The sequence below is a fragment of the Paraburkholderia sp. PGU19 genome, assembly GCF_013426915.1.
Taxonomy (GTDB): Bacteria; Pseudomonadota; Gammaproteobacteria; order Burkholderiales; family Burkholderiaceae; genus Paraburkholderia.
Map to the genome: position 1 here is coordinate 1,574,879 of NZ_AP023179.1, position 18,905 is coordinate 1,593,783.

Consider the following 18,905-nt stretch of genomic DNA (forward strand, 5'->3'; position numbering starts at 1 on the left):
GGAAGCGCTTCCTGAGATAATCTGACATCCCGTTACCATCCGCGAAACGCCGACAGCATGGCTCGAACCAAAGTCCCTGATCCAGCAACCAGCGCACCCGCCGAGCGGGCGTTGTGGCTGCGCGCCGAACTCGAGCGCGCGAACCACGCGTACTATGTGCTCGACCAGCCGGACTTGCCCGACGCCGAATACGACAGGCTGTTCAAGGAACTGCAGCAGGTCGAAAGCGAGCATCCCGATCTGATCACGCCGGATTCGCCCACGCAGCGGGTCGGCGGCGAAGTGGCGAGCGGCTTTCGGCCCGTCGTGCACGACATGCCCATGCTGTCGCTGAACAACGGCTTTTCGGATGAAGACATCGCGGCTTTCGACAAGCGCGTGTCGGACGCGTTGCGCGAGGCGAGCGTCGACTACGCGTGCGAACTGAAGTTCGACGGCCTGGCCATCTCGCTGCGCTACGTGGACGGCCAGTTCACTCAGGCGTCCACGCGCGGCGACGGCGCGACAGGCGAGGATGTGACGGAGAACGTGCGCACCATCCGCTCGATACCTCTGAAGCTCAAGGGCAAGCGCGTGCCGAAGCTGCTCGACGTGCGCGGCGAAGTCCTGATGTTCAAGCGCGATTTCGACAAGCTGAACCAGCGTCAGCGTGACGCGGAACAGCGCGAGTTCGCGAACCCGCGCAACGCGGCGGCAGGCAGCTTGCGGCAACTGGATTCGAAGGTCACCGCGCAGCGTCCGCTGTCGTTCTTTGCGTATGGGATCGGCGTGCTCGACGGCATCGAGATGCCGGCCACGCACAGCGAACTGCTCGACTGGTATCACGAGATGGGCTTGCCCGTGAACAGCGAGCGGGCCGTCGTGCAGGGCGCTGAAGGGCTGCTCGGCTTTTTCCAGAAGGTGGGCGGGAAGCGCGACACGCTGCCCTACGATATCGACGGCGTCGTCTACAAGGTGAACCGCCGCGACCAGCAGGACACGCTGGGCTTCGTGTCGCGCGCACCGCGCTTTGCGCTCGCGCACAAGTTCCCGGCGCAAGAGGCGTTGACGAAGCTTCTCGCCATCGACGTACAGGTGGGACGCACGGGCGCGATCACGCCTGTCGCGCGGCTCGAGCCGGTGTTCGTCGGCGGCGCGACGGTGACGAACGCGACGCTGCACAACGAGGACGAAGTGCGTCGCAAGGATATCCGCATCGGCGACACTGTCATCGTGCGACGCGCAGGCGACGTGATTCCCGAGGTGGTCGGCGCGCTGCTCGACCACCGCCCGGCCGACGCGCACGAGTTCGTGATGCCGACGCAATGCCCCGTGTGCGGCTCCGCAATCGAACGTCTGCCGGACGAAGCGATCGCGCGCTGCTCGGGCGGTCTGTTCTGTCCGGCACAGCGCAAGCAGGCGCTGTGGCACTTCGCGCAGCGCCGCGCGCTCGATATCGACGGACTGGGCGAGAAGATCATCGATCAACTCGTTGAACTGAATCTGGTGCGCACGCCCGCCGATCTCTTCAACCTGGGCTTTGCGACACTCGCGGAACTCGACCGCTTCGCGGAAAAGTCCGCGCAGAACCTCATCGACTCGCTCGAAAAGGCCAAGCACACCACGCTCGCGCGCTTCATCTACGCGCTCGGCATCCGGCATGTCGGCGAATCGACGGCGAAAGATCTGGCGAAGCACTTCGGCTCGCTCACGCCGATCATGGATGCGTCGGTAGAAGAACTGCTCGAAGTGAACGACGTCGGCCCCATCGTCGCCGAGGCGATCCATCAGTTCTTCGCCGAGGAGCACAACCGCACGGTCATCGAGCAGTTGCGTGCGCCCGGCAAGGTGACGTGGCCGGAAGGCCCGCCCGCGCCGAAGGCGCCGCAAGGCGTGCTGGCGGGCAAGACGGTCGTGCTGACGGGCACGCTGCCCACCATGGGCCGTGACGAGGCGAAGGAGTTGCTGGAAGCGGCCGGTGCGAAGGTGGCCGGCTCGGTGTCGAAGAAGACCGACTACGTGGTGGCGGGTGCCGAAGCGGGCAGCAAGCTCGCAAAGGCCGAGGAACTCGGCATCCCCGTGCTTGACGAAGATGGTATGCGTAAGCTCCTGGAGGGGCAGACAACATGATTCACGAGATCCTCAAGATGGGCGATCCGCGCCTGCTGCGCATCGCCAAGCCGGTCGATCATTTCGACACGCCCGAACTGCACGAGCTCGTTCGGGACATGTTCGAGACGATGCATGACGCCAATGGCGCCGGGCTCGCCGCGCCGCAGATCGGCGTCGATCTTCAGGTCGTCATCTTCGGTTTCGGCCATAACGAGCGTTATCCCGACGCGCCTTCCGTGCCGGAAACGGTGTTGATCAATCCGACCATCACGCCGGTATCGCTGGATACGGAAGAGGGCTGGGAAGGCTGCCTGTCGGTGCCGGGCTTGCGCGGCGCGGTGAGCCGCCTGTCGATGATCCGCTATCACGGCTTCGATCAGTTCGGCAAACCGATCGATCGCGTCGCCGAGGGTTTTCATGCGCGCGTCGTCCAGCATGAGTGCGATCATCTGATCGGCAAACTGTATCCGATGCGTATCACGGACTTTTCCAAGTTCGGCTTTACCGAGGTGCTGTTTCCCGACCTCGATCCGAAATCGGACGATTGAGTTTCAGACGGTGAAAAGGAAAAAGCCCGCGTGAGCGGGCTTTTTTCATGTCGGGAGGCGTCGATAGACGCCCGATCTTAGAACGACTCGTCGGGACCGAGATAGCGCCACTGCCCCGGCGGCAACGCGCCGAGCATGACCTGACCCATCCGCACGCGCTTGAGGCCGACGACCTCCAGCCCGACCAGTTCGCACATCCGGCGAATCTGACGTTTCTTGCCTTCGCGCAGCACGAAGCGCAGTTGTTCGCCGTTCTGCCAGTCGACCAGTGCGGGCTTGAGCGGCACGCCGTCGAGTTCGAGGCCGTGGCGCAATTGCTCGAGACTTTCGGCCGGGAAGTGATGTTCGACGTCCGTTTCGATGTCGCCGTACGCGACGCGCACCAGGTATTCCTTGTCGATTTCCGAATGACCGCCGATCAACTGCTTCGCGATGCGGCCGTCCTGCGTCAACACCAGCAGGCCCGTCGAGTCGATGTCGAGGCGGCCCGCTGGCGCGAGCTGGCGCAGATGCGCAACCGAAAAGCGCGTATCCGTCTGGTCGCCGTCCCAGTGGTTCTCGGGTTTGACGAGCGTCACGGCCGGTTCATAACCATCTTCCGCCTGACCCGATACCAGGCCGACCGGCTTGTGGATGAGGATCGTGACCAGCTTCATCTGCATGGCTTGCGCGGCGGGATCGATCTGGATATCGGCGTCGGGGCGCACCTTCGTGCCGAGTGTATCGATGACGACGCCGTCGACGGTCACCCAGCCTTTCTCGATCCATTCGTCCGCTTCGCGGCGCGAGCACAGGCCGAGCTCGGACATCAGCTTCGACAGGCGCAGGTTGCCGGGGGCGTCGTTGAATTCGCCTTCATCGCGATGGCGGGGGGCGGCTTCCGGGCGAGCCTTGCGCGCCGGTTTCGGGGCAGCGCGGTCGAATTGGGCCGGACGGTCGAAGCTGTCGTCGAGCGAGCGCGGGTCGTGTTTTGCCTTTACTGCGCGCGGCGCTGCCTTGGCCGGTGCGTCGTCGGTGCGGCTCGCGTAGGCGCTCTTGACGGGCTTCGCGTAGGTGCGTTCGCCGCGGGCTTCCGGGGCGTCACTGCGCGGGCGGCGGTCGGTGGTGTCGCGGTCTGCGCCGAAGCGTGAGCGGGGCGATTCGCTGCGTTCGCGGAGTGCGGTGCGGCGCTCGTCGCCTTCGCGCGGAGCTCGGGGAGCGGGGCGTGCGTCGCCGTCGCGGGAGAAACGCGGTGCGCTGCGGCGTTCGTCACCGTTACGCGGAGCGCGAGGCGCCCGGCGTTCGTCGCCGTCGCGGGAGAAACGCGGTGCGCTGCGGCGTTCGTCACCGTCACGCGGAGCGCGGGGAGCGGGGCGTGCGTCGCCATCGCGGGAGAAGCGCGGTGCGCTACGGCGTTCGTCACCCTCACGGGGGGCGCGAGGCGCCCGACGTTCGTCGCCGTCGCGGGAGAAACGCGGAGTACTGCGGCGTTCATCGCCTTCACGCGGGGCGCGAGGAGCGCGGCGTTCGTCGCCATCGCGGGAGAAGCGCGGTGCGCTGCGGCGTTCGTCGCCCTCACGCGGGGCGCGGGGCGCGCGGCGCTCGTCGCCATCGCGGGAAAAACGCGGAGCACTTCGGCGTTCATCGCCTTCACGCGGAGCGCGGGGCGCGCGGCGTTCGTCGCCATCGCGGGAGAAGCGCGAAGCACTGCGCCGCTCGTCACCCTCACGCGGAGCGCGAGGCGCCCGGCGTTCGTCACCGTCACGCGAGAAACGCGGCGCGCGCTCCCCTGCGCCCGCCGAAGCGGCGCCACGCGAAGGACGATCCGACGGCGCGCGTCGTTCGGCGCGGTCGCCCGCGTCACGGCGGAAACCGCCGCTTCCCACCGCGCCTTCCTTGCGCGCCGGACGGTCACCCGTCGAGCGGCGTTCGAACGAGCTGGAATCGCTACGTTCGCGCGAACCCGCGCCCGCTGCGCGCGCGGGCCGCTCGCCCGGGCCGCCTGCCGGCTTGCCGGCAGCGCGCCGCGGTGCTTCGCCGCTAGCTGCCGCGCCTCGGCGCGTAGCGCTTGCGCCCGTAGATCCATCGCCGCCGCCTGGCCGCTTCGAAGCAGCGCTTTTGGCTGGGGCGGCGGGCCGCGTCGTCTTGCGTGCAGTCGTGCTGCCCGGACGCACAGGGGTGCGCTCGGACGAACTCGGCCGCGGATGCTTGGCTGTCAGTTTGACTCGCATGAAATCTCACACTGCGATCGCGCGCAGCAGCTCCGTTTCGACCTGGATTTGTCGTCGGTTGTCAGAGAGGCCGTGTCCGTCGAGTAGGAACACGTCCTCGACGCGTTCGCCGAGTGTATTGATCCGCGCCGCATGGACGCCGACCCGGTGCTCGGCCAGCACGCGCGCGATCGAATAAAGAAGGCCCGGCCGGTCGTTGGCCGACACGGACAGGATGTAATACTGGCCACGCTCGTCGGCCCGCAGGTCGACGCGCGGCGTCACGGGGAACGTGCGCGACAGGCGCGACAGCCGGCCCTTCGACGGCTCCGGCAACAGCGTGCCTTCCGCCCTCAGGCGCTCCGCCAGTTCCTGTTCGACCAGGTTGGCGATATCGCGATAGTGGACGTCACGCTCGGTATGCGCAACGAGAAAGTTGTCGAGCGCATAGCCGTGCCGGGTGGTGCTCACGCGCGCATCGAGCACGGACAGCGAATTGCGGTCGAAATACGCGCAGATGCCCGCGAACAGATCAGGGCGGTCCTTCACATAGACGAGCACCTGCAGCGCCTCGCCGATGGGCGAAGGCCGCGCGCGCACGATCGGCGTCTCCGTCTCGACATGACGATGCAGCACGCGCGTCTGCCACGCGATGTCGGCGGCGTCGTGGCGCAGGAAGTAGCCGACGTCGAGCTTGTCCCACAGCGCGCGGTGCGCGTTCTCGGGCACCGTTTCGAGGCGCAGCAGCGCGATTGCTTCTTCCTGGCGCTGCTTGAGTTCCGAATGCGCGTCCGGACGGGCGCCGCCGAGCACGGCCAGCGTCGCGCGGTACAGGTCTTCGAGCAGCTTGCCTTTCCACGTGTTCCAGACTTTCGGGCTGGTGCCGCGAATGTCGGCCACCGTCAGCAGATACAACGCCGTCAGGCGCCGCTCGGTGCCGACCAGATCGGCGAACCGCTTGATCACTTCCGGGTCGCTTGTGTCCTGCTTCTGGGCGACCTGGCTCATTGTCAGGTGATGCTGGACGAGCCAGACGATCAGCGCCGTGTCGTCGGTGGAAATGTCGTGCTCGCGACAGAAGCGGCGCGCGTCGGCCATGCCGAGGGTGGAGTGATCGCCGCCGCGGCCTTTCGCGATGTCATGAAACAGCGCGGCCACATACAGCACGTACGGGCGCTCGAAGTTCACGATCAACTGGCTGCAGAACGGGTATTCGTGCGCGTGCTCGGCCACCGCGAAGCGCCGCATGTTCCGAAGCACCATCAGAATGTGCTGGTCGACGGTATAGACGTGATACAGATCGTGCTGCATCTGTCCGACGATGCGGCGGAAGTTCAGCAGATAGCGCCCCAGCACGCTGGTCTGGTTCATCAGACGCATCGCATGCGTGATGCCCTGCGGCTGCTTGAGGATTTCCATGAACAGGCGCCGGTTTTCCGGATCGCGCCGCCAGCGGTGGTCCATCTTGTCGCGCGCGTTGTACAGCGCTCGCAGCGTGCGTGCAGACAGCCCTTTGACGCCGGGCGTCTCTTCGTACAGCAGGAAGGCTTCGAGGATTGCGTTTGGCTCACGCTCGAACACGTCGTCGCTCGCGATTTCCAGCATGCCCTGTTTCTCGACGAAACGATCGGACAGAACGCGAGTAATGCCGCTCGTGCTAGGAAAAAGCTGTGCTTCGATGTTCTGGATCAGAATGGTCGACAACTGCGTGACGGCTTTGGCGGCCCAGTAATAGCGGCGCATCAGCTGCTCGCTGGCGCGACGCGTGGACGTGGCCTTGAAGCCGAAGCTCTCGGCCAGCGGATTCTGCAGGTCGAATACCAGAATGTCCTGGCGACGCCCCGCCAGCACGTGCAGACGCGCGCGCAGCGCCTTCAGGAAGCCTTCGTTGCGGCGCAGCTCGCGTGCTTCACGCTCGGTGATCAGGCCGCGCGCGTCCAGTTCGCGCCAACTGCTGCCGAAGCCCGCCGCCTGGGTAATCCACAGAATCAACTGAAGATCGCGCAAGCCGCCTGGACTTTCCTTAACGTTCGGTTCGAGCGAGTAGGGCGTGTCTTGAAATTTCGCGTGACGCTGGCGCATTTCCAGGACTTTTGCCTGAAAGAACGCACGCGGATCGAGTGCATCGCGGTAGCGCAGCGAAAAGCTCTCAAACAACGTCGTGCTGCCGACGATCCGCCGCGCTTCGAGCAGCGAAGTCTGCACGGTGACGTCGTTGGCCGATTCCTCGATGCATTGCGAGACCGTGCGCACGCTGCTGCCCAGTTCCAGCCCCAGGTCCCACGCGAGCCCGATGAAGCGCTCGATGCGCGCTTCGAGATGCGGCACCGGCTCGTCGGGCAGCAGCACCAGAATGTCGATGTCGGAATGGGGCGCGAGTTCGCCGCGCCCGTACCCGCCGACGGCCAGCAGCGCCAGCGACGCAGGCAGTTCGCACGTGGCCCACGCGCCGCGCAGCGCGTCGTCGGTGATGCGCGCGAGCGCCTGCATCAGCGTGTCGACATTGGTCGCGGTCTTGAAGCGATCGAGCAGCGGGGTCTTGGCCACCTTGTAGTCCGCCTTGAGAGACGTGGCATCGGAAAGGGCGACAGCGTGAACGCTACTCATAGGCGGCGGGTGGCGGGGAAGGTGATCAGGCTGTGGCGGCGGCCGCGATTTGCGGGCGAGCGGGCGTGCCGGCGGAAACAGTCAACACTTCGTAGCCCGTCGGCGTGACGAGAATGGTGTGCTCCCATTGCGCGGACAGGCTGCGGTCCTTGGTCTTGACCGTCCACTGGTCGGGCATCGTGCGGATATCGCGGCGGCCGGCGTTGATCATCGGCTCGATCGTGAAGATCATGCCCGCCTGCAGTTCGATGCCCGTGCCGGGGCGACCGTAGTGGAGCACCTGCGGCTCGTCGTGGAACACCTGGCCGATGCCGTGGCCGCAATACTCGCGCACGACACTGTAGCCAAGGCCTTCCGCGTGTTTCTGGATCGCATAGCCGATGTCGCCAAGATGCGCGCCCGGGCGCACCTGCTCGATGCCGAGCCACATGCATTCGTACGTGGTCTGGACGAGGCGCTTGGCCATGATCGAACCTTCGCCGACGATGAACATGCGGCTCGTGTCGCCGTAATAGCCATTTTTGATGACCGTGACGTCGATATTGAGCGCGTCGCCGTTCTTTAGCGCCTTGTCACCGGGAATGCCGTGACAGATCACGTCGTTCACCGACGTGCAGACCGCCTTCGGAAACGGCGGATAGCCCGGCGGCTGATAGTTCAGCGGCGCGGGAATCGTGCCCTGCACGTTCGTCATGTATTCGTGGCACAGGCGATCGAGTTCGCCCGTCGTGATGCCGGGTTTGACGAACGGCGTGATGTAGTCGAGCACCTCGCTCCCGAGGCGTCCGGCGATGCGCATCTGCGCGATATCGTCTTCGTTTTTGAGCGTAATAGCCATGAGTCGGGCCTGAAATGCGGTTTATCGTGTAATTATCGCACCTTATTCACGCGATCGCTGGAATTTGGAGGGCGCGGGGGCTGGTGGCGGCGCTTGCGGCGGGCGTTCCGCGCGGCCATGTCGGGAGGCCAGGTCGCATGAGAGCAGGGCGGTCGCCGGCCCGGCGGTGCAACCGGTGGCCCAGCACGGGAGCTACCGCGCAGGTTGAGTCCTGCAATGCTCGCGTGCTATACTCTTTGGCTAAGTCAATCGCCAGTTTGAATATTCGATATTCAACTCGGTGGCAGACTTCTTCGTGGGCGGCGTCATGCAGGCATGTGACGCGGTTCGCGGAATTCGCAAGCCGGCGCACCCAGGGTGTTCGCGGCGTCAGGTCTTCCCGAAGCGGCGAAGACGGCGCGGCGGATACGGCAGCCGGCTTAAGACCCAACCCTAGCGGAGATTTTCATGGCAGTTACCATGCGTCAAATGCTGGAAGCCGGTGTCCACTTCGGTCACCAGACGCGCTTCTGGAATCCCAAGATGGCCCCCTTCATTTTCGGCCATCGCAACAAGATTCACATCATCAACCTCGAAAAGACGCTGCCGATGTACAACGACGCGCTGAAGTATGTGCGTCAACTGGCAGCGAACCGCGGCACGATCCTGTTCGTCGGCACGAAGCGTCAATCGCGCGACACGATCGCTGAAGCAGCGCAACGCGCGGGCATGCCGTTCGTCAACGCGCGCTGGCTCGGCGGCATGCTGACCAACTTCAAGACGCTGAAGGTGTCGATCAAGCGCCTGAAGGACATGGAAGCAGCAGTCGAGGCAGGCGAGCTCGAGAAGATGAGCAAGAAGGAAGCGCTGCTGTTCGAACGCGAAATCGCCAAGCTGCAAAAGTCGATCGGCGGTGTGAAGGACATGGGCGGCATTCCTGACGCAATTTTCGTGGTCGACGTCGGCTACCACAAGATTGCCGTGACGGAAGCGAACAAGCTGGGCGTGCCCGTCATCGCCGTGGTTGATACGAACCACTCGCCGGAAGGCGTGGATTACGTGATCCCGGGCAACGACGACGCAAGCAAGGCTGTCGCGCTGTACACGCAAGGCGTGGCTGACGCGATCATCGAGGGCCGTGCGAACGCGGTCAACGAAGTCGTGCAGGCTGCCCGCGGTGGCGACGGCGACGAGTTCGTCGAGGTCAACGGGGAAGCGTAAAGCACCCTGTGTCCGGCAAAAAAGGGGGCTCTCTATAGGCCCCCTTTTTTTAAGTCGCGACGATCTGAATGAGCGTGCCGCAACGGGCACGCGGCAGCGTCCAAAAAAAGTGCGCTGCGCAGGAAACGAAATCCTGCCGCCGGCATCGAATGCGGGCGGCGTGTGACAGACAGACTCAAGGAGCGAATGATGGCGGCAATTACCGCAAGCATGGTGGCAGAACTGCGCGCGAAGACCGATGCGCCGATGATGGAATGCAAGAAGGCGCTGACGGAAGCCGACGGCGACATGGCGCGTGCGGAAGAACTGCTGCGCGTGAAGCTCGGCAACAAGGCAAGCAAGGCAGCGTCGCGCGTCACGGCCGAAGGCGTGATCGCTTCGTTCATCGAAGGCGGCGTTGGCGCGATCGTCGAACTGAACTGCGAAACCGACTTCGTTTCGAAGAACGACGACTTCATCGGCTTCACGAAGCAGGTCGCCGAACTCATCGTCAAGCAGAACCCGGCTGACGTCGCTGCGCTGTCGGCACTGCCGCTGGAAGGCTCAACGGTCGACGCAGTGCGCTCGGCGCTGGTCGGCAAGATCGGTGAAAACCTGTCGATCCGCCGTTTCGCGCGCTTCGAGACGTCGAACAAGCTGGCTGCGTACCTGCACGGCACGCGTATCGGCGTGCTGGTCGAGTACACGGGCGCGGACGAGCAGGTCGGCAAGGACGTCGCGATGCACATCGCGGCCATGAAGCCGGTCTCGCTGTCGTCGGACGATGTTCCCGCTGACCTGATCGCCAAGGAACGCAGCATCGCTGAACAGAAGGCTGCTGAATCGGGCAAGCCGGCTGAGATCGTCGCGAAGATGGTCGACGGTTCGGTGCAGAAGTACCTGAAGGAAGTGTCGCTGCTGAACCAGCCGTTCGTGAAGAACGACAAGCAGACGATCGAACAGATGCTGAAGGCAGCAGGCTCGAGCGTGCAAAAGTTCGCGCTGTTCGTGGTCGGCGAAGGCATCGAAAAGCGTCAGGACGACTTCGCGGCTGAAGTCGCGGCGCAAGTTGCTGCTGCAAAGCAACAATAAGCGTTATTTAAGTTTCACGCAGTACCGTTTGACCCGCGGCGGAGCTGGACTTCGCCGCGGCCGGCAGCGCCACCGGGCTGCGCGCGCGAACGCCGCGCGGCAGCCACCCGTTGGCAGGCCCCGATCAGTCGTCGAGGCAGGTCAATTTGGCGGCGCTTGCCCGAACCCCTATTTCGCCCCTACAGTTAGTTTCTTGTTGTTTGGCGGCTTTTTGCCCTGCTCAGCGCGACCCGGATATCTCTATGCCCACTGCCTATAAACGCGTCCTCCTCAAACTCTCTGGCGAAGCCCTGATGGGCGATGATGCATTCGGCATCAATCGCGCGACGATCGAAAGAATGGTGGCGGACATGGCCGAGGTGGTGCGGCTCGGCACGCAACTGGCGGTGGTGATCGGCGGCGGCAATATTTTTCGTGGCGTGGCAGGCGGCGCAGCGGGCATGGACCGTGCAACGGCTGACTACATGGGCATGCTGGCCACGATGATGAACGCGCTGGCGCTGCAGGACGCGATGCGTCACGCCGGTATCGAGGCGCGCGTGCAGTCGGCGCTGCGCATGGACCAGGTGGTTGAGCCGTACATCCGGCCCCGCGCGATCCGCCAGCTGGAAGAGGGCAAAGTCGTGATTTTCGCGGCCGGCACGGGCAATCCGTTCTTCACGACCGACACGGCAGCAGCGCTGCGCGGTTCGGAAGTGGGCGCCGAAGTGGTGCTGAAGGCGACCAAGGTGGACGGCGTCTACTCGGCCGACCCGAAGAAAGACCCGTCGGCGACGCGCTATACGACGATCAGTTTCGACGAGGCGATCGGCCGCAATCTGCAGGTGATGGACGCGACGGCGTTCGCGCTGTGCCGCGACCAGAAGCTGCCGATCCGCGTGTTTTCCATCGTCAAGCCGGGCGCGCTCAAGCGCATCGTGCAGGGCGAAGACGAAGGCACGCTCGTCCACGTGTAAACTCTCTTTCACGTCTGTGGGCTTGAACGCGGGCTCAGGCTGCGCCTCGCGCGCTTATGGGCCCGCATCGTTTTGATGGTTCGGAGGTTTAATCATGTCTGTGGCTGACACCAGGAAAAGCGCTGAGCAAAAGATGCAGCGCTCGATCGACGCGTTCAAGAACGATCTGTCGAAGATCCGCACGGGCCGTGCGCACACGGGCCTGCTCGATCACATTCAGGTCGACTACTACGGCTCGCCCGTGCCGATCTCGCAGGTCGCGAACCTGACGCTGATCGACGCTCGCACGATCGGCGTGCAACCGTGGGAAAAGAAGATGATCACGGTCGTCGAAAAGGCGATCCGCGAATCGGATCTGGGTCTGAACCCGGCGTCGCAAGGCGACGTGATCCGCGTGCCGATGCCCGCGCTGACGGAAGAGCGCCGCCGCGAACTGACGAAGGTCGTCAAGAGCGAAGGCGAAACGGCCAAGGTGGCCGTGCGCAACCTGCGCCGCGACGCGAACGAGGCGCTGAAGAAGCTCGTGAAGGACAAGGAAATTTCGGAAGACGACGAGCGCCGCGGCAGCGACGACATCCAGAAGCTGACGGACAAGTTCGTCGCCGAAATCGACAAGCTCGTAACGACCAAGGAAGGCGAGATCATGACGGTTTGAGGGCCTGGCGCACACCAGGCATCCAGACTTTCACTGATCATCGTTTCTTTCTTTGCAGCTTTACCCGACGGCCATGACCTATACAAGCTCAACCGTTCGCGTCCCTGACGTCTCAGCCGTACCGCGTCATATCGCGATCATCATGGACGGCAATGGCCGTTGGGCGACGCAACGCCGCCTGCCGCGCGTGGCGGGCCATACGCGCGGCGTCGACGCCGTGCGTGCAGCCGTCGAGGCGTGCGCGCGCCAGGGCGTCGAATATCTGACGCTGTTCGCATTCAGTTCGGAAAACTGGCGCCGTCCGACGGACGAAGTGTCGTTCCTGATGCGCCTGTTCGTCACCGCGCTCGAGCGCGAAATCGGCAAGCTGCACGCGAACGGCATCCGCCTGCGCGTAGTCGGCGATCTGTCGATGTTCGACAAGAAGATCCAGGATCTGATCAACCGCGCCGAAACCAAGACGGCGCGCAACACGCGCCTCACGCTCACCATTGCCGCGAACTACGGTGGCCGCTGGGACATCATGCAGGCCACGCGCAAGCTGGTCGAGCAGTCGGTGGCGGCGGGGCGTCCCGTCGAGGTCAGCGAAGACGCCTTCGCCGAGCATCTCGCGATGGCCTACGCACCCGAGCCGGACCTGTTCATCCGCACGGGCGGCGAGCAGCGCATCAGCAACTTCCTGCTGTGGCAGCTCGCGTACACCGAGTTCTACTTCACCGACACCTACTGGCCGGATTTCGACGCCGACGCGCTCGGACGCGCCATTGGTTCGTACACCGGGCGCGAACGCCGCTTCGGACGCACGAGCGCGCAGCTCGAGCCGCAATCGCAAAACGTCGATTCGCTTCCATGCTAAAAACCCGTGTCATCACGGCGATCGTCCTGCTGGCTATTCTTCTGCCTGTCACGCTTTGGGCGCCGATCGGCGGCTTTGGCGCGCTGATCGCGTTCGTCGTCGTGTTCGCCGCGTGGGAATGGGCGCGGCTTCTGAAGTTGCCGGGCGCGGGTCCCGTGATCTACGCGATCGTCGCCGCGCTGGCGCTGGTCGCCAGCACGAAGCTCGGCACGGGCGTCACGGCGCCTCGCCCGCTCTTCGAGGCATCGTCAATCTTCTGGATATTTGCCGGCCCGTTCGTGCTGCTGCGCAAGCCGACGCTCGCGCAAGGCGCCTGGCGGCCGTTCCTGCTGCTGGCGGGCGTGGTCGTGTTCGCTGCCTGCTGGCATGCGCTCGTCGCGGCGCGGATGGCGGGCGTGCCGTTCGTGCTTTCCCTGCTGCTGGTGGTCTGGTTGGCCGATATCGGCGCATACTTCGCGGGTAAGGCGTTTGGAAAGCACAAACTCGCGCCGTCGATCAGCCCGGGCAAGACCTGGGAAGGCGCGATCGGCGGGTGGCTGGCCGTGATGATCGTCGCGGCCGTGGCAGTCGTCACGCATGCCTTCGCGCCGACCCTGTTTTCCGCGCTGCTCGACCATCTGGGCACCGCTCGTGCGTTTGCCACGCTGACCTTGCTGGTCGTGTTCAGCGTGGTGGGCGATCTGTTCGAATCGATGCTCAAGCGCCAGGCGGGCGTGAAGGATTCGAGCAATCTGCTGCCGGGTCACGGCGGCGTGCTCGACCGCATCGATGCTTTGTTGCCGGTGCTGCCGCTTGCGATGCTCGTGTTGTCGTAGCCATCGGCTAGAGAAAGAGATATGCAAAAACGAATTAGTTTGCTCGGTTCTACGGGCTCGATCGGAGACAGCACGCTCGACGTCGTCGCGCGTCATCCTGAGCGCTTCTCGGTGTACGCGCTGACGGCACACCGCAACGGCGACAAGCTCGTCGAGCAATGCCTGCGCTTCAAGCCCGAAGTGGCCGTGGTCGGCGATGCCGATACGGCCGCGAGCGTCGCCACGAAACTGCGCGCAGCGGGCTGCAAGACCGAGGTGACTTACGGTCCGCAGGCATTGGTCGACGTGTCGAAGAGCGACGGCTGTGACACCGTCGTCGCGGCGATTGTCGGCGCGGCGGGCCTCGAGCCGAGCCTCGCGGCGGCGCGCGCCGGCAAGCGCATCCTGCTCGCCAACAAGGAAGCGCTCGTGATGTCGGGCGCCATCTTCATGGACGCGGTGCGCGACAACGGCGCGATCCTGCTGCCCGTCGACAGCGAGCACAACGCGATCTTCCAATGCCTGCCGCGCGAATCCGCGCTGCATGGCGGTGTGTCGAAGATCATCCTGACGGCGTCGGGCGGCCCGTTCCGCACGCGTGAGCCGTCCAGTCTCGTCGATGTCACGCCGGAAGAAGCGTGCAAGCATCCGAACTGGGTAATGGGCCGCAAGATTTCGGTCGATTCCGCGACGATGATGAACAAGGGCCTCGAAGTGATCGAGGCGCATTGGCTCTTCAATCTGCCCGGCGATCGCATCGAGGTGCTGATTCACCCGCAGAGCGTGATCCACTCGCTGGTCTCGTACACCGACGGTTCGGTGCTCGCGCAACTGGGCAACCCGGACATGCGTACGCCCATCGCGCACGCGCTGGCCTTCCCCGATCGCGTCGATTCCGGCGTCGCGCAACTCGATCTCGTGCAGATCGCTCAACTGTCGTTCGAGAAGCCTGATTACACGCGCTTCCCGTGCCTCGCGCTGGCGATGAAGGCACTGGCTGAAGGCGGCGTCGCGAGCGCCGCACTGAACGCGGCGAACGAGATCGCCGTCGAAGCATTCCTGACGCGCCGCATCGGCTTCATGGCGATCGCCCAGGTCGTCGATGCCGTGCTGAACGCATTGCCCAACCGCGAGGCGTCGAGCCTCGCCGACGTGGTCGACGCCGACGCCGCTGCGCGCCGCGCCGCCCACGCTTTCATCGACGGTCTGCCGGCGGGCGCTCGCCTTACGGAACGCGCCGTCCAGTGAGGCGTTTATGAACCTGCTGATCGAACTGGTCGCCTTCGCAGTCGCGATTGGCGTACTGGTGGTCGTCCATGAGTATGGCCACTACAGCATTGCGCGCCTGTGCGGCGTCAAGGTGTTGCGTTTTTCGATTGGCTTCGGCAAGCCGCTCGCGCGCTGGGTCAGCAAGAAGACGGGAACCGAGTGGACCATCGCGGCGCTGCCGCTCGGCGGCTACGTCAAGATGCTCGACGAGCGCGAAGAGGGCGCGCCCATCGAGCCCGCCGACTTGCCGCGTGCGTTCAACCGTCAATCGGTCGGCAAGCGCATTGCGATCGTGGCGGCCGGCCCGATCGCCAACTTCATTCTTGCCATCGTGCTGTTCGCAGCCGTGTTCGCGACGGGCGTCACCGAGCCCGCGGCGATCGTCGCGGCGCCCGCTGTCGAGACGGCCGCCGCGCGCGCGGGCTTCGACGGCGGCGAGACGGTGGTGGCCGTGCGCGATGCGAATGCGGGCGAATCGGAACCGGTGCGCTCGTGGTCCGATTTGCGCTGGAAGCTGCTCGGCGCCGCGTTCGATCACAAGCGCGTCGTGCTGACCGCGAAAGACGCACACGGCACGTTCGACTTCCCGCTCGACTTGCAAAATCTTTCCGACAAGGAAGTCGATGACGACTTCATGTCACGCCTCGGTTTCGAGCCGGGTGGCGGCACGTTGTCGGTAGCGGGCGTGCAGCCGGGCAGCGCGGCCTTGCAGGCGGGACTGCTGGCGGGCGACCGGATTCGCGCCGTCGACGGTCATCCCGCCGACAACGCGACCACCTTCATCAACTACATCAAGTCGCATGCGGGCAAGCCGATCGTGCTGCAAATCGAGCGTGGCGCGAAGAATCAGCCGGCGGGTGCATTACAGAATCTAACCATCGTGCCGGGCACGCAGCGCGACGAAACGACGGGGCAACCCATCGGCCGTATCGGCGCAGAACTCGCGACGCAGGTGCCGTCCATCGACGTCCGCTATGGTCCCGTCGACAGCGTGCGCCTCGGCGCGCATCGCACGTGGGACCTTGCTGTGTACTCGGTGCGGATGTTCGGCCGGATGATCGTCGGCGAAGCTTCGTTGAAGAATCTGTCCGGTCCCGTGACCATCGCGGACTATGCAGGCAAGAGCGCGAGACTCGGTCCATCAGCATTCCTGTCGTTCCTCGCGCTTGTCAGCATAAGCCTCGGCGTGCTCAACCTTTTACCAATACCGGTATTGGACGGGGGGCATCTGTTATATTATCTGGTTGAAGCTGTTACCGGCAAAGCTGTATCGGATCGCTGGCAGCTCGTTCTTCAAAGAGCGGGACTGGCTTGTATCGTCGCCTTGTCGGCGATCGCGCTGTTCAACGATCTTGCTCGTTTAATCCATTTTTAAAGTGTCTGGCGGCGTACGATGGCGCCCGCCTGACCTGATGCAGCTATACACACTGGGGAAGCACGTTGTTTAAACCTCATCGCTTTGTTCCAAAGACAGTTGTAGCCGCGGCAATCGCCGCGCATGGGCTGGTAGCTCACGCGACGACACCTTTTGTGGTGAAAGACATTCGGATCGAAGGGCTGCAACGGGTAGAACCCGGCACGGTGTTCTCCTATCTTCCCATCAAGCAAGGCGATACGTTTACCGACGAAAAGGCTTCCGAGGCCATTCGCGCGTTGTACGCAACGGGTTTCTTCAACGACGTGAAGATCGCCACGGAAGGCGACGTCGTGGTGGTCCAGGTGCTCGAGCGTCCCGCCATCGGCACGATCGACTTCTCCGGCCTGCACGAGTTCGAGAAGGACAACCTGATCAAGGCGCTGCGCGCCGTCGGCCTCTCCCAGGGCCGCTATTACGACAAGGCGCTCGTCGACAAGGCCGAACAGGAACTGAAGCGCCAGTATCTGACGCGCGGTTTCTACGCAGCTGAAGTCACGACTACGATCACGCCGATCGATCGCAACCGTGTTGCGGTCCTGTTCGCCGTGATCGAAGGTCCGAGCGCGAAGATCCGTCAGATCAACTTCATCGGCAACAAGTCGTTCAGCACGGGCACGCTGCGCGACGAGATGCAGCTGTCCACGCCGAACTGGTTCTCGTGGTACACGAAGAACGATCTGTATTCGAAAGAAAAGCTCACGGGTGACCTCGAGAACGTCCGCTCGTACTACCTGAATCGCGGCTATCTCGAGTTCAACATCGAGTCGACGCAGGTGTCGATCACGCCCGACAAGAAGGACATGTATCTGACGGTGACGCTGCACGAAGGCGAGCCGTACACGATCAACAGCATCAAGCTCGCGGGCAATCTGCTCGACCGCGAAGCCGAGCTGAACAAGTTGATCAAGATCAAACCCGGCGACAAGTTCTCGGCCGAAAAACTGCAGGCTACGACGAAGGCGATCGTCGACAAGCTCGGCGAATACGGCTATGCATTCGCGACCGTGAACGCGCTGCCGCAGATCGATCAGGAACATCACAAGGTCGACCTGACGCTGCAGGTCGATCCGAGCCGCCGCGTGTACGTGCGCCGTATCAACGTGGTCGGCAACACGCGTACGCGCGACGAAGTCGTGCGCCGTGAAATGCGCCAGCTCGAAAGCTCGTGGTTCGATTCGAACCGCCTCGCGCTGTCGAAGGACCGTATCAACCGTCTCGGCTACTTCACGGACGTGGACGTGACGACGATTCCCGTCGAAGGCACGCCAGACCAGGTGGACGTCGACGTGAAGGTCGCCGAAAAGCCGACGGGCGCGATCACGCTGGGCGCGGGCTTCTCGTCGACTGACAAGGTGGTGCTCTCCGCCGGCGTGTCGCAGGACAACGTGTTCGGTTCGGGCACGAGCCTCTCGGTGAACGTGAACACCGCGAAGACGTACCGCACGCTGACGGTCACGCAGGTCGACCCGTATTTCACGGTCGACGGCATCAAGCGCATCACCGACGTCTACTATCGCACGTATGAGCCGCTGTACTACTCGACGGATTCGAGCTTCCGTATCGTCACGATGGGTGGCGACCTGAAGTTCGGCATTCCGTTCTCGGAAGTGGACACGGTGTACTTCGGCGCGGGCTTCGAGCAGAACACACTCGACGTCGACGCGAACACGCCGCAGGCCTACAAGAACTACGTGCAGGAGTTCGGCCGCGTGTCGAACAACGTGCCGGTGACAGTGGGTTGGTCGCGCGACGCGCGTGACAGCGCACTGGTGCCGAGCCGCGGTTACTTCACGCAGGCCAACGCCGAATACGGCACGCCGATCGGCGGCACCGAGTACTACAAGGCCGACTTGCAGGCGCAGTACTATTACTCGTTCTCGCGCGGCTTCGTGATCGGCTTCAACGTGCAGGGCGGTTACGGCAACGGCATCGGCAACGCGTACCCGATCTTCAAGAACTACTACGCGGGCGGTATCGGCTCGGTCCGTGGCTATGAACCGAGTTCGCTGGGTCCGCGCGACAAGGTCACGAACGACCCGATCGGCGGCAACAAGATGTTCGTCAGCAACATCGAACTTACGTTCCCGCTGCCGGGCACGGGCTATGACCGCACGCTGCGTGTGTTCACCTTCCTCGACGCCGGTAACGTCTGGGGCGATTCGCGGCAGGGCGGCGACACGACGGTCGGTTCGAACGGCTTGCGCTACGGTTACGGTGTGGGTCTCGCGTGGATTTCGCCGATCGGGCCGCTCAAGCTTTCGCTGGGCTTCCCGCTCCAGAAGCATACGGGCGACCAGTATCAGAAGTTCCAGTTCCAGATCGGTACGGCGTTCTGATCACGCGCGCCGGAACTGGAACCCCTTACAGCATCGAGAGGATGACTTTGCTAACTGGTATGTTTTCGAAACGTGTGG

General features: G+C 64.0%; 14 protein-coding genes. 11 read left to right on the plus strand and 3 right to left on the minus strand.

The features are described from left to right. The first annotated feature begins 57 nt into the window (after positions 1-57). Both ligA and def read left to right on the plus strand, forming a co-directional pair. Entirely contained in the window at positions 58-2,109 is a 2,052-nt protein-coding gene (gene ligA / locus H1204_RS07285) for an NAD-dependent DNA ligase LigA (protein ID WP_180730571.1), read from the plus strand. Beyond that, positions 2,106-2,639 carry a peptide deformylase gene (gene def, locus H1204_RS07290; protein WP_007580570.1) on the plus strand — a complete coding sequence of 178 codons (534 nt, stop codon included), beginning with the start codon at positions 2,106-2,108 and terminating at the stop codon, positions 2,637-2,639. The genes ligA and def overlap by 4 nt, the downstream gene beginning before the upstream one ends. 77 nt (positions 2,640-2,716) lie before the next feature. Here the strand turns inward: def and H1204_RS07295 are convergent, their stop codons facing one another. From H1204_RS07295 to map, 3 genes are read right to left on the minus strand one after another with little or no spacing between them, the layout of a single operon-like run. Further along, on the minus strand, positions 2,717-4,849 hold the full coding sequence (locus H1204_RS07295) for a pseudouridine synthase (protein ID WP_180730572.1): 2,133 nt from the start codon (positions 4,847-4,849) through the stop codon (positions 2,717-2,719). Positions 4,850-4,855: 6 nt separating this feature from the next. Next, a complete protein-coding gene (locus tag H1204_RS07300) occupies positions 4,856-7,435 on the minus strand; it encodes a [protein-PII] uridylyltransferase (RefSeq protein WP_180730573.1) in 2,580 nt (859 codons plus the stop codon). Between the two features lie 25 nt (positions 7,436-7,460). Then, positions 7,461-8,273, minus strand: a complete 813-nt coding sequence (gene map / locus H1204_RS07305) for a type I methionyl aminopeptidase (RefSeq protein ID WP_091774077.1) — start codon at positions 8,271-8,273, stop codon at positions 7,461-7,463. Between the two features lie 447 nt (positions 8,274-8,720). On the opposite strand from map, the gene rpsB reads away from it, so the two are divergent. From rpsB to bamA, 9 genes are all read left to right on the plus strand, one after another. Beyond that, a complete protein-coding gene (gene rpsB, locus H1204_RS07310; RefSeq protein ID WP_042307235.1) occupies positions 8,721-9,473 on the plus strand; it encodes a 30S ribosomal protein S2 in 753 nt (250 codons plus the stop codon). Between the two features lie 189 nt (positions 9,474-9,662). Next, the gene (gene tsf, locus H1204_RS07315; protein ID WP_180730891.1) at positions 9,663-10,544 is read left to right on the plus strand and encodes a translation elongation factor Ts; all 882 of its coding nucleotides are present in this window, start codon (positions 9,663-9,665) and stop codon (positions 10,542-10,544) included. A 242-nt stretch (positions 10,545-10,786) separates the two neighbouring features. Continuing rightward, positions 10,787-11,500, plus strand: coding sequence for a UMP kinase (gene pyrH, locus H1204_RS07320; RefSeq protein ID WP_007585409.1), 714 nt, complete (start codon positions 10,787-10,789; stop codon positions 11,498-11,500). Between the two features lie 94 nt (positions 11,501-11,594). Continuing rightward, positions 11,595-12,155 carry a ribosome recycling factor gene (gene frr, locus H1204_RS07325; RefSeq protein ID WP_180730574.1) on the plus strand — a complete coding sequence of 187 codons (561 nt, stop codon included), beginning with the start codon at positions 11,595-11,597 and terminating at the stop codon, positions 12,153-12,155. A gap of 73 nt (positions 12,156-12,228) precedes the next feature. Next, entirely contained in the window at positions 12,229-13,011 is a 783-nt protein-coding gene (gene uppS / locus H1204_RS07330) for a polyprenyl diphosphate synthase (protein WP_180730575.1), read from the plus strand. Then, positions 13,005-13,826 carry a CDP-archaeol synthase gene (locus tag H1204_RS07335; protein WP_180730576.1) on the plus strand — a complete coding sequence of 274 codons (822 nt, stop codon included), beginning with the start codon at positions 13,005-13,007 and terminating at the stop codon, positions 13,824-13,826. Before uppS ends, H1204_RS07335 begins: the two co-directional genes overlap by 7 nt. 21 nt (positions 13,827-13,847) lie before the next feature. Beyond that, positions 13,848-15,053, plus strand: coding sequence for a 1-deoxy-D-xylulose-5-phosphate reductoisomerase (locus H1204_RS07340; protein ID WP_180730577.1), 1,206 nt, complete (start codon positions 13,848-13,850; stop codon positions 15,051-15,053). A 7-nt stretch (positions 15,054-15,060) separates the two neighbouring features. After that, the gene (gene rseP / locus H1204_RS07345) at positions 15,061-16,449 is read left to right on the plus strand and encodes an RIP metalloprotease RseP (protein WP_180730578.1); all 1,389 of its coding nucleotides are present in this window, start codon (positions 15,061-15,063) and stop codon (positions 16,447-16,449) included. Positions 16,450-16,514: 65 nt separating this feature from the next. Next, positions 16,515-18,827: an outer membrane protein assembly factor BamA gene (bamA, locus tag H1204_RS07350; RefSeq protein WP_180730579.1), complete on the plus strand. Its 2,313-nt coding sequence runs from the start codon at positions 16,515-16,517 to the stop codon at positions 18,825-18,827. Positions 18,828-18,905: the final 78 nt, after the last annotated feature.

Bases quoted from the DNA above. Each gene is read 5' to 3' on its own strand.
- ligA (WP_180730571.1), top strand. From the start codon at position 58: ATGGCTCGAACCAAAGTCCCTGATCCAGCAACCAGCGCACCCGCCGAG.
- def (WP_007580570.1), top strand. From the start codon at position 2,106: ATGATTCACGAGATCCTCAAGATGGGCGATCCGCGCCTGCTGCGCATC.
- H1204_RS07295 (WP_180730572.1), bottom strand. From the start codon at position 4,849: ATGCGAGTCAAACTGACAGCCAAGCATCCGCGGCCGAGTTCGTCCGAG.
- H1204_RS07300 (WP_180730573.1), bottom strand. From the start codon at position 7,435: ATGAGTAGCGTTCACGCTGTCGCCCTTTCCGATGCCACGTCTCTCAAG.
- map (WP_091774077.1), bottom strand. From the start codon at position 8,273: ATGGCTATTACGCTCAAAAACGAAGACGATATCGCGCAGATGCGCATC.
- rpsB (WP_042307235.1), top strand. From the start codon at position 8,721: ATGGCAGTTACCATGCGTCAAATGCTGGAAGCCGGTGTCCACTTCGGT.
- tsf (WP_180730891.1), top strand. From the start codon at position 9,663: ATGGCGGCAATTACCGCAAGCATGGTGGCAGAACTGCGCGCGAAGACC.
- pyrH (WP_007585409.1), top strand. From the start codon at position 10,787: ATGCCCACTGCCTATAAACGCGTCCTCCTCAAACTCTCTGGCGAAGCC.
- frr (WP_180730574.1), top strand. From the start codon at position 11,595: ATGTCTGTGGCTGACACCAGGAAAAGCGCTGAGCAAAAGATGCAGCGC.
- uppS (WP_180730575.1), top strand. From the start codon at position 12,229: ATGACCTATACAAGCTCAACCGTTCGCGTCCCTGACGTCTCAGCCGTA.
- H1204_RS07335 (WP_180730576.1), top strand. From the start codon at position 13,005: ATGCTAAAAACCCGTGTCATCACGGCGATCGTCCTGCTGGCTATTCTT.
- H1204_RS07340 (WP_180730577.1), top strand. From the start codon at position 13,848: ATGCAAAAACGAATTAGTTTGCTCGGTTCTACGGGCTCGATCGGAGAC.
- rseP (WP_180730578.1), top strand. From the start codon at position 15,061: ATGAACCTGCTGATCGAACTGGTCGCCTTCGCAGTCGCGATTGGCGTA.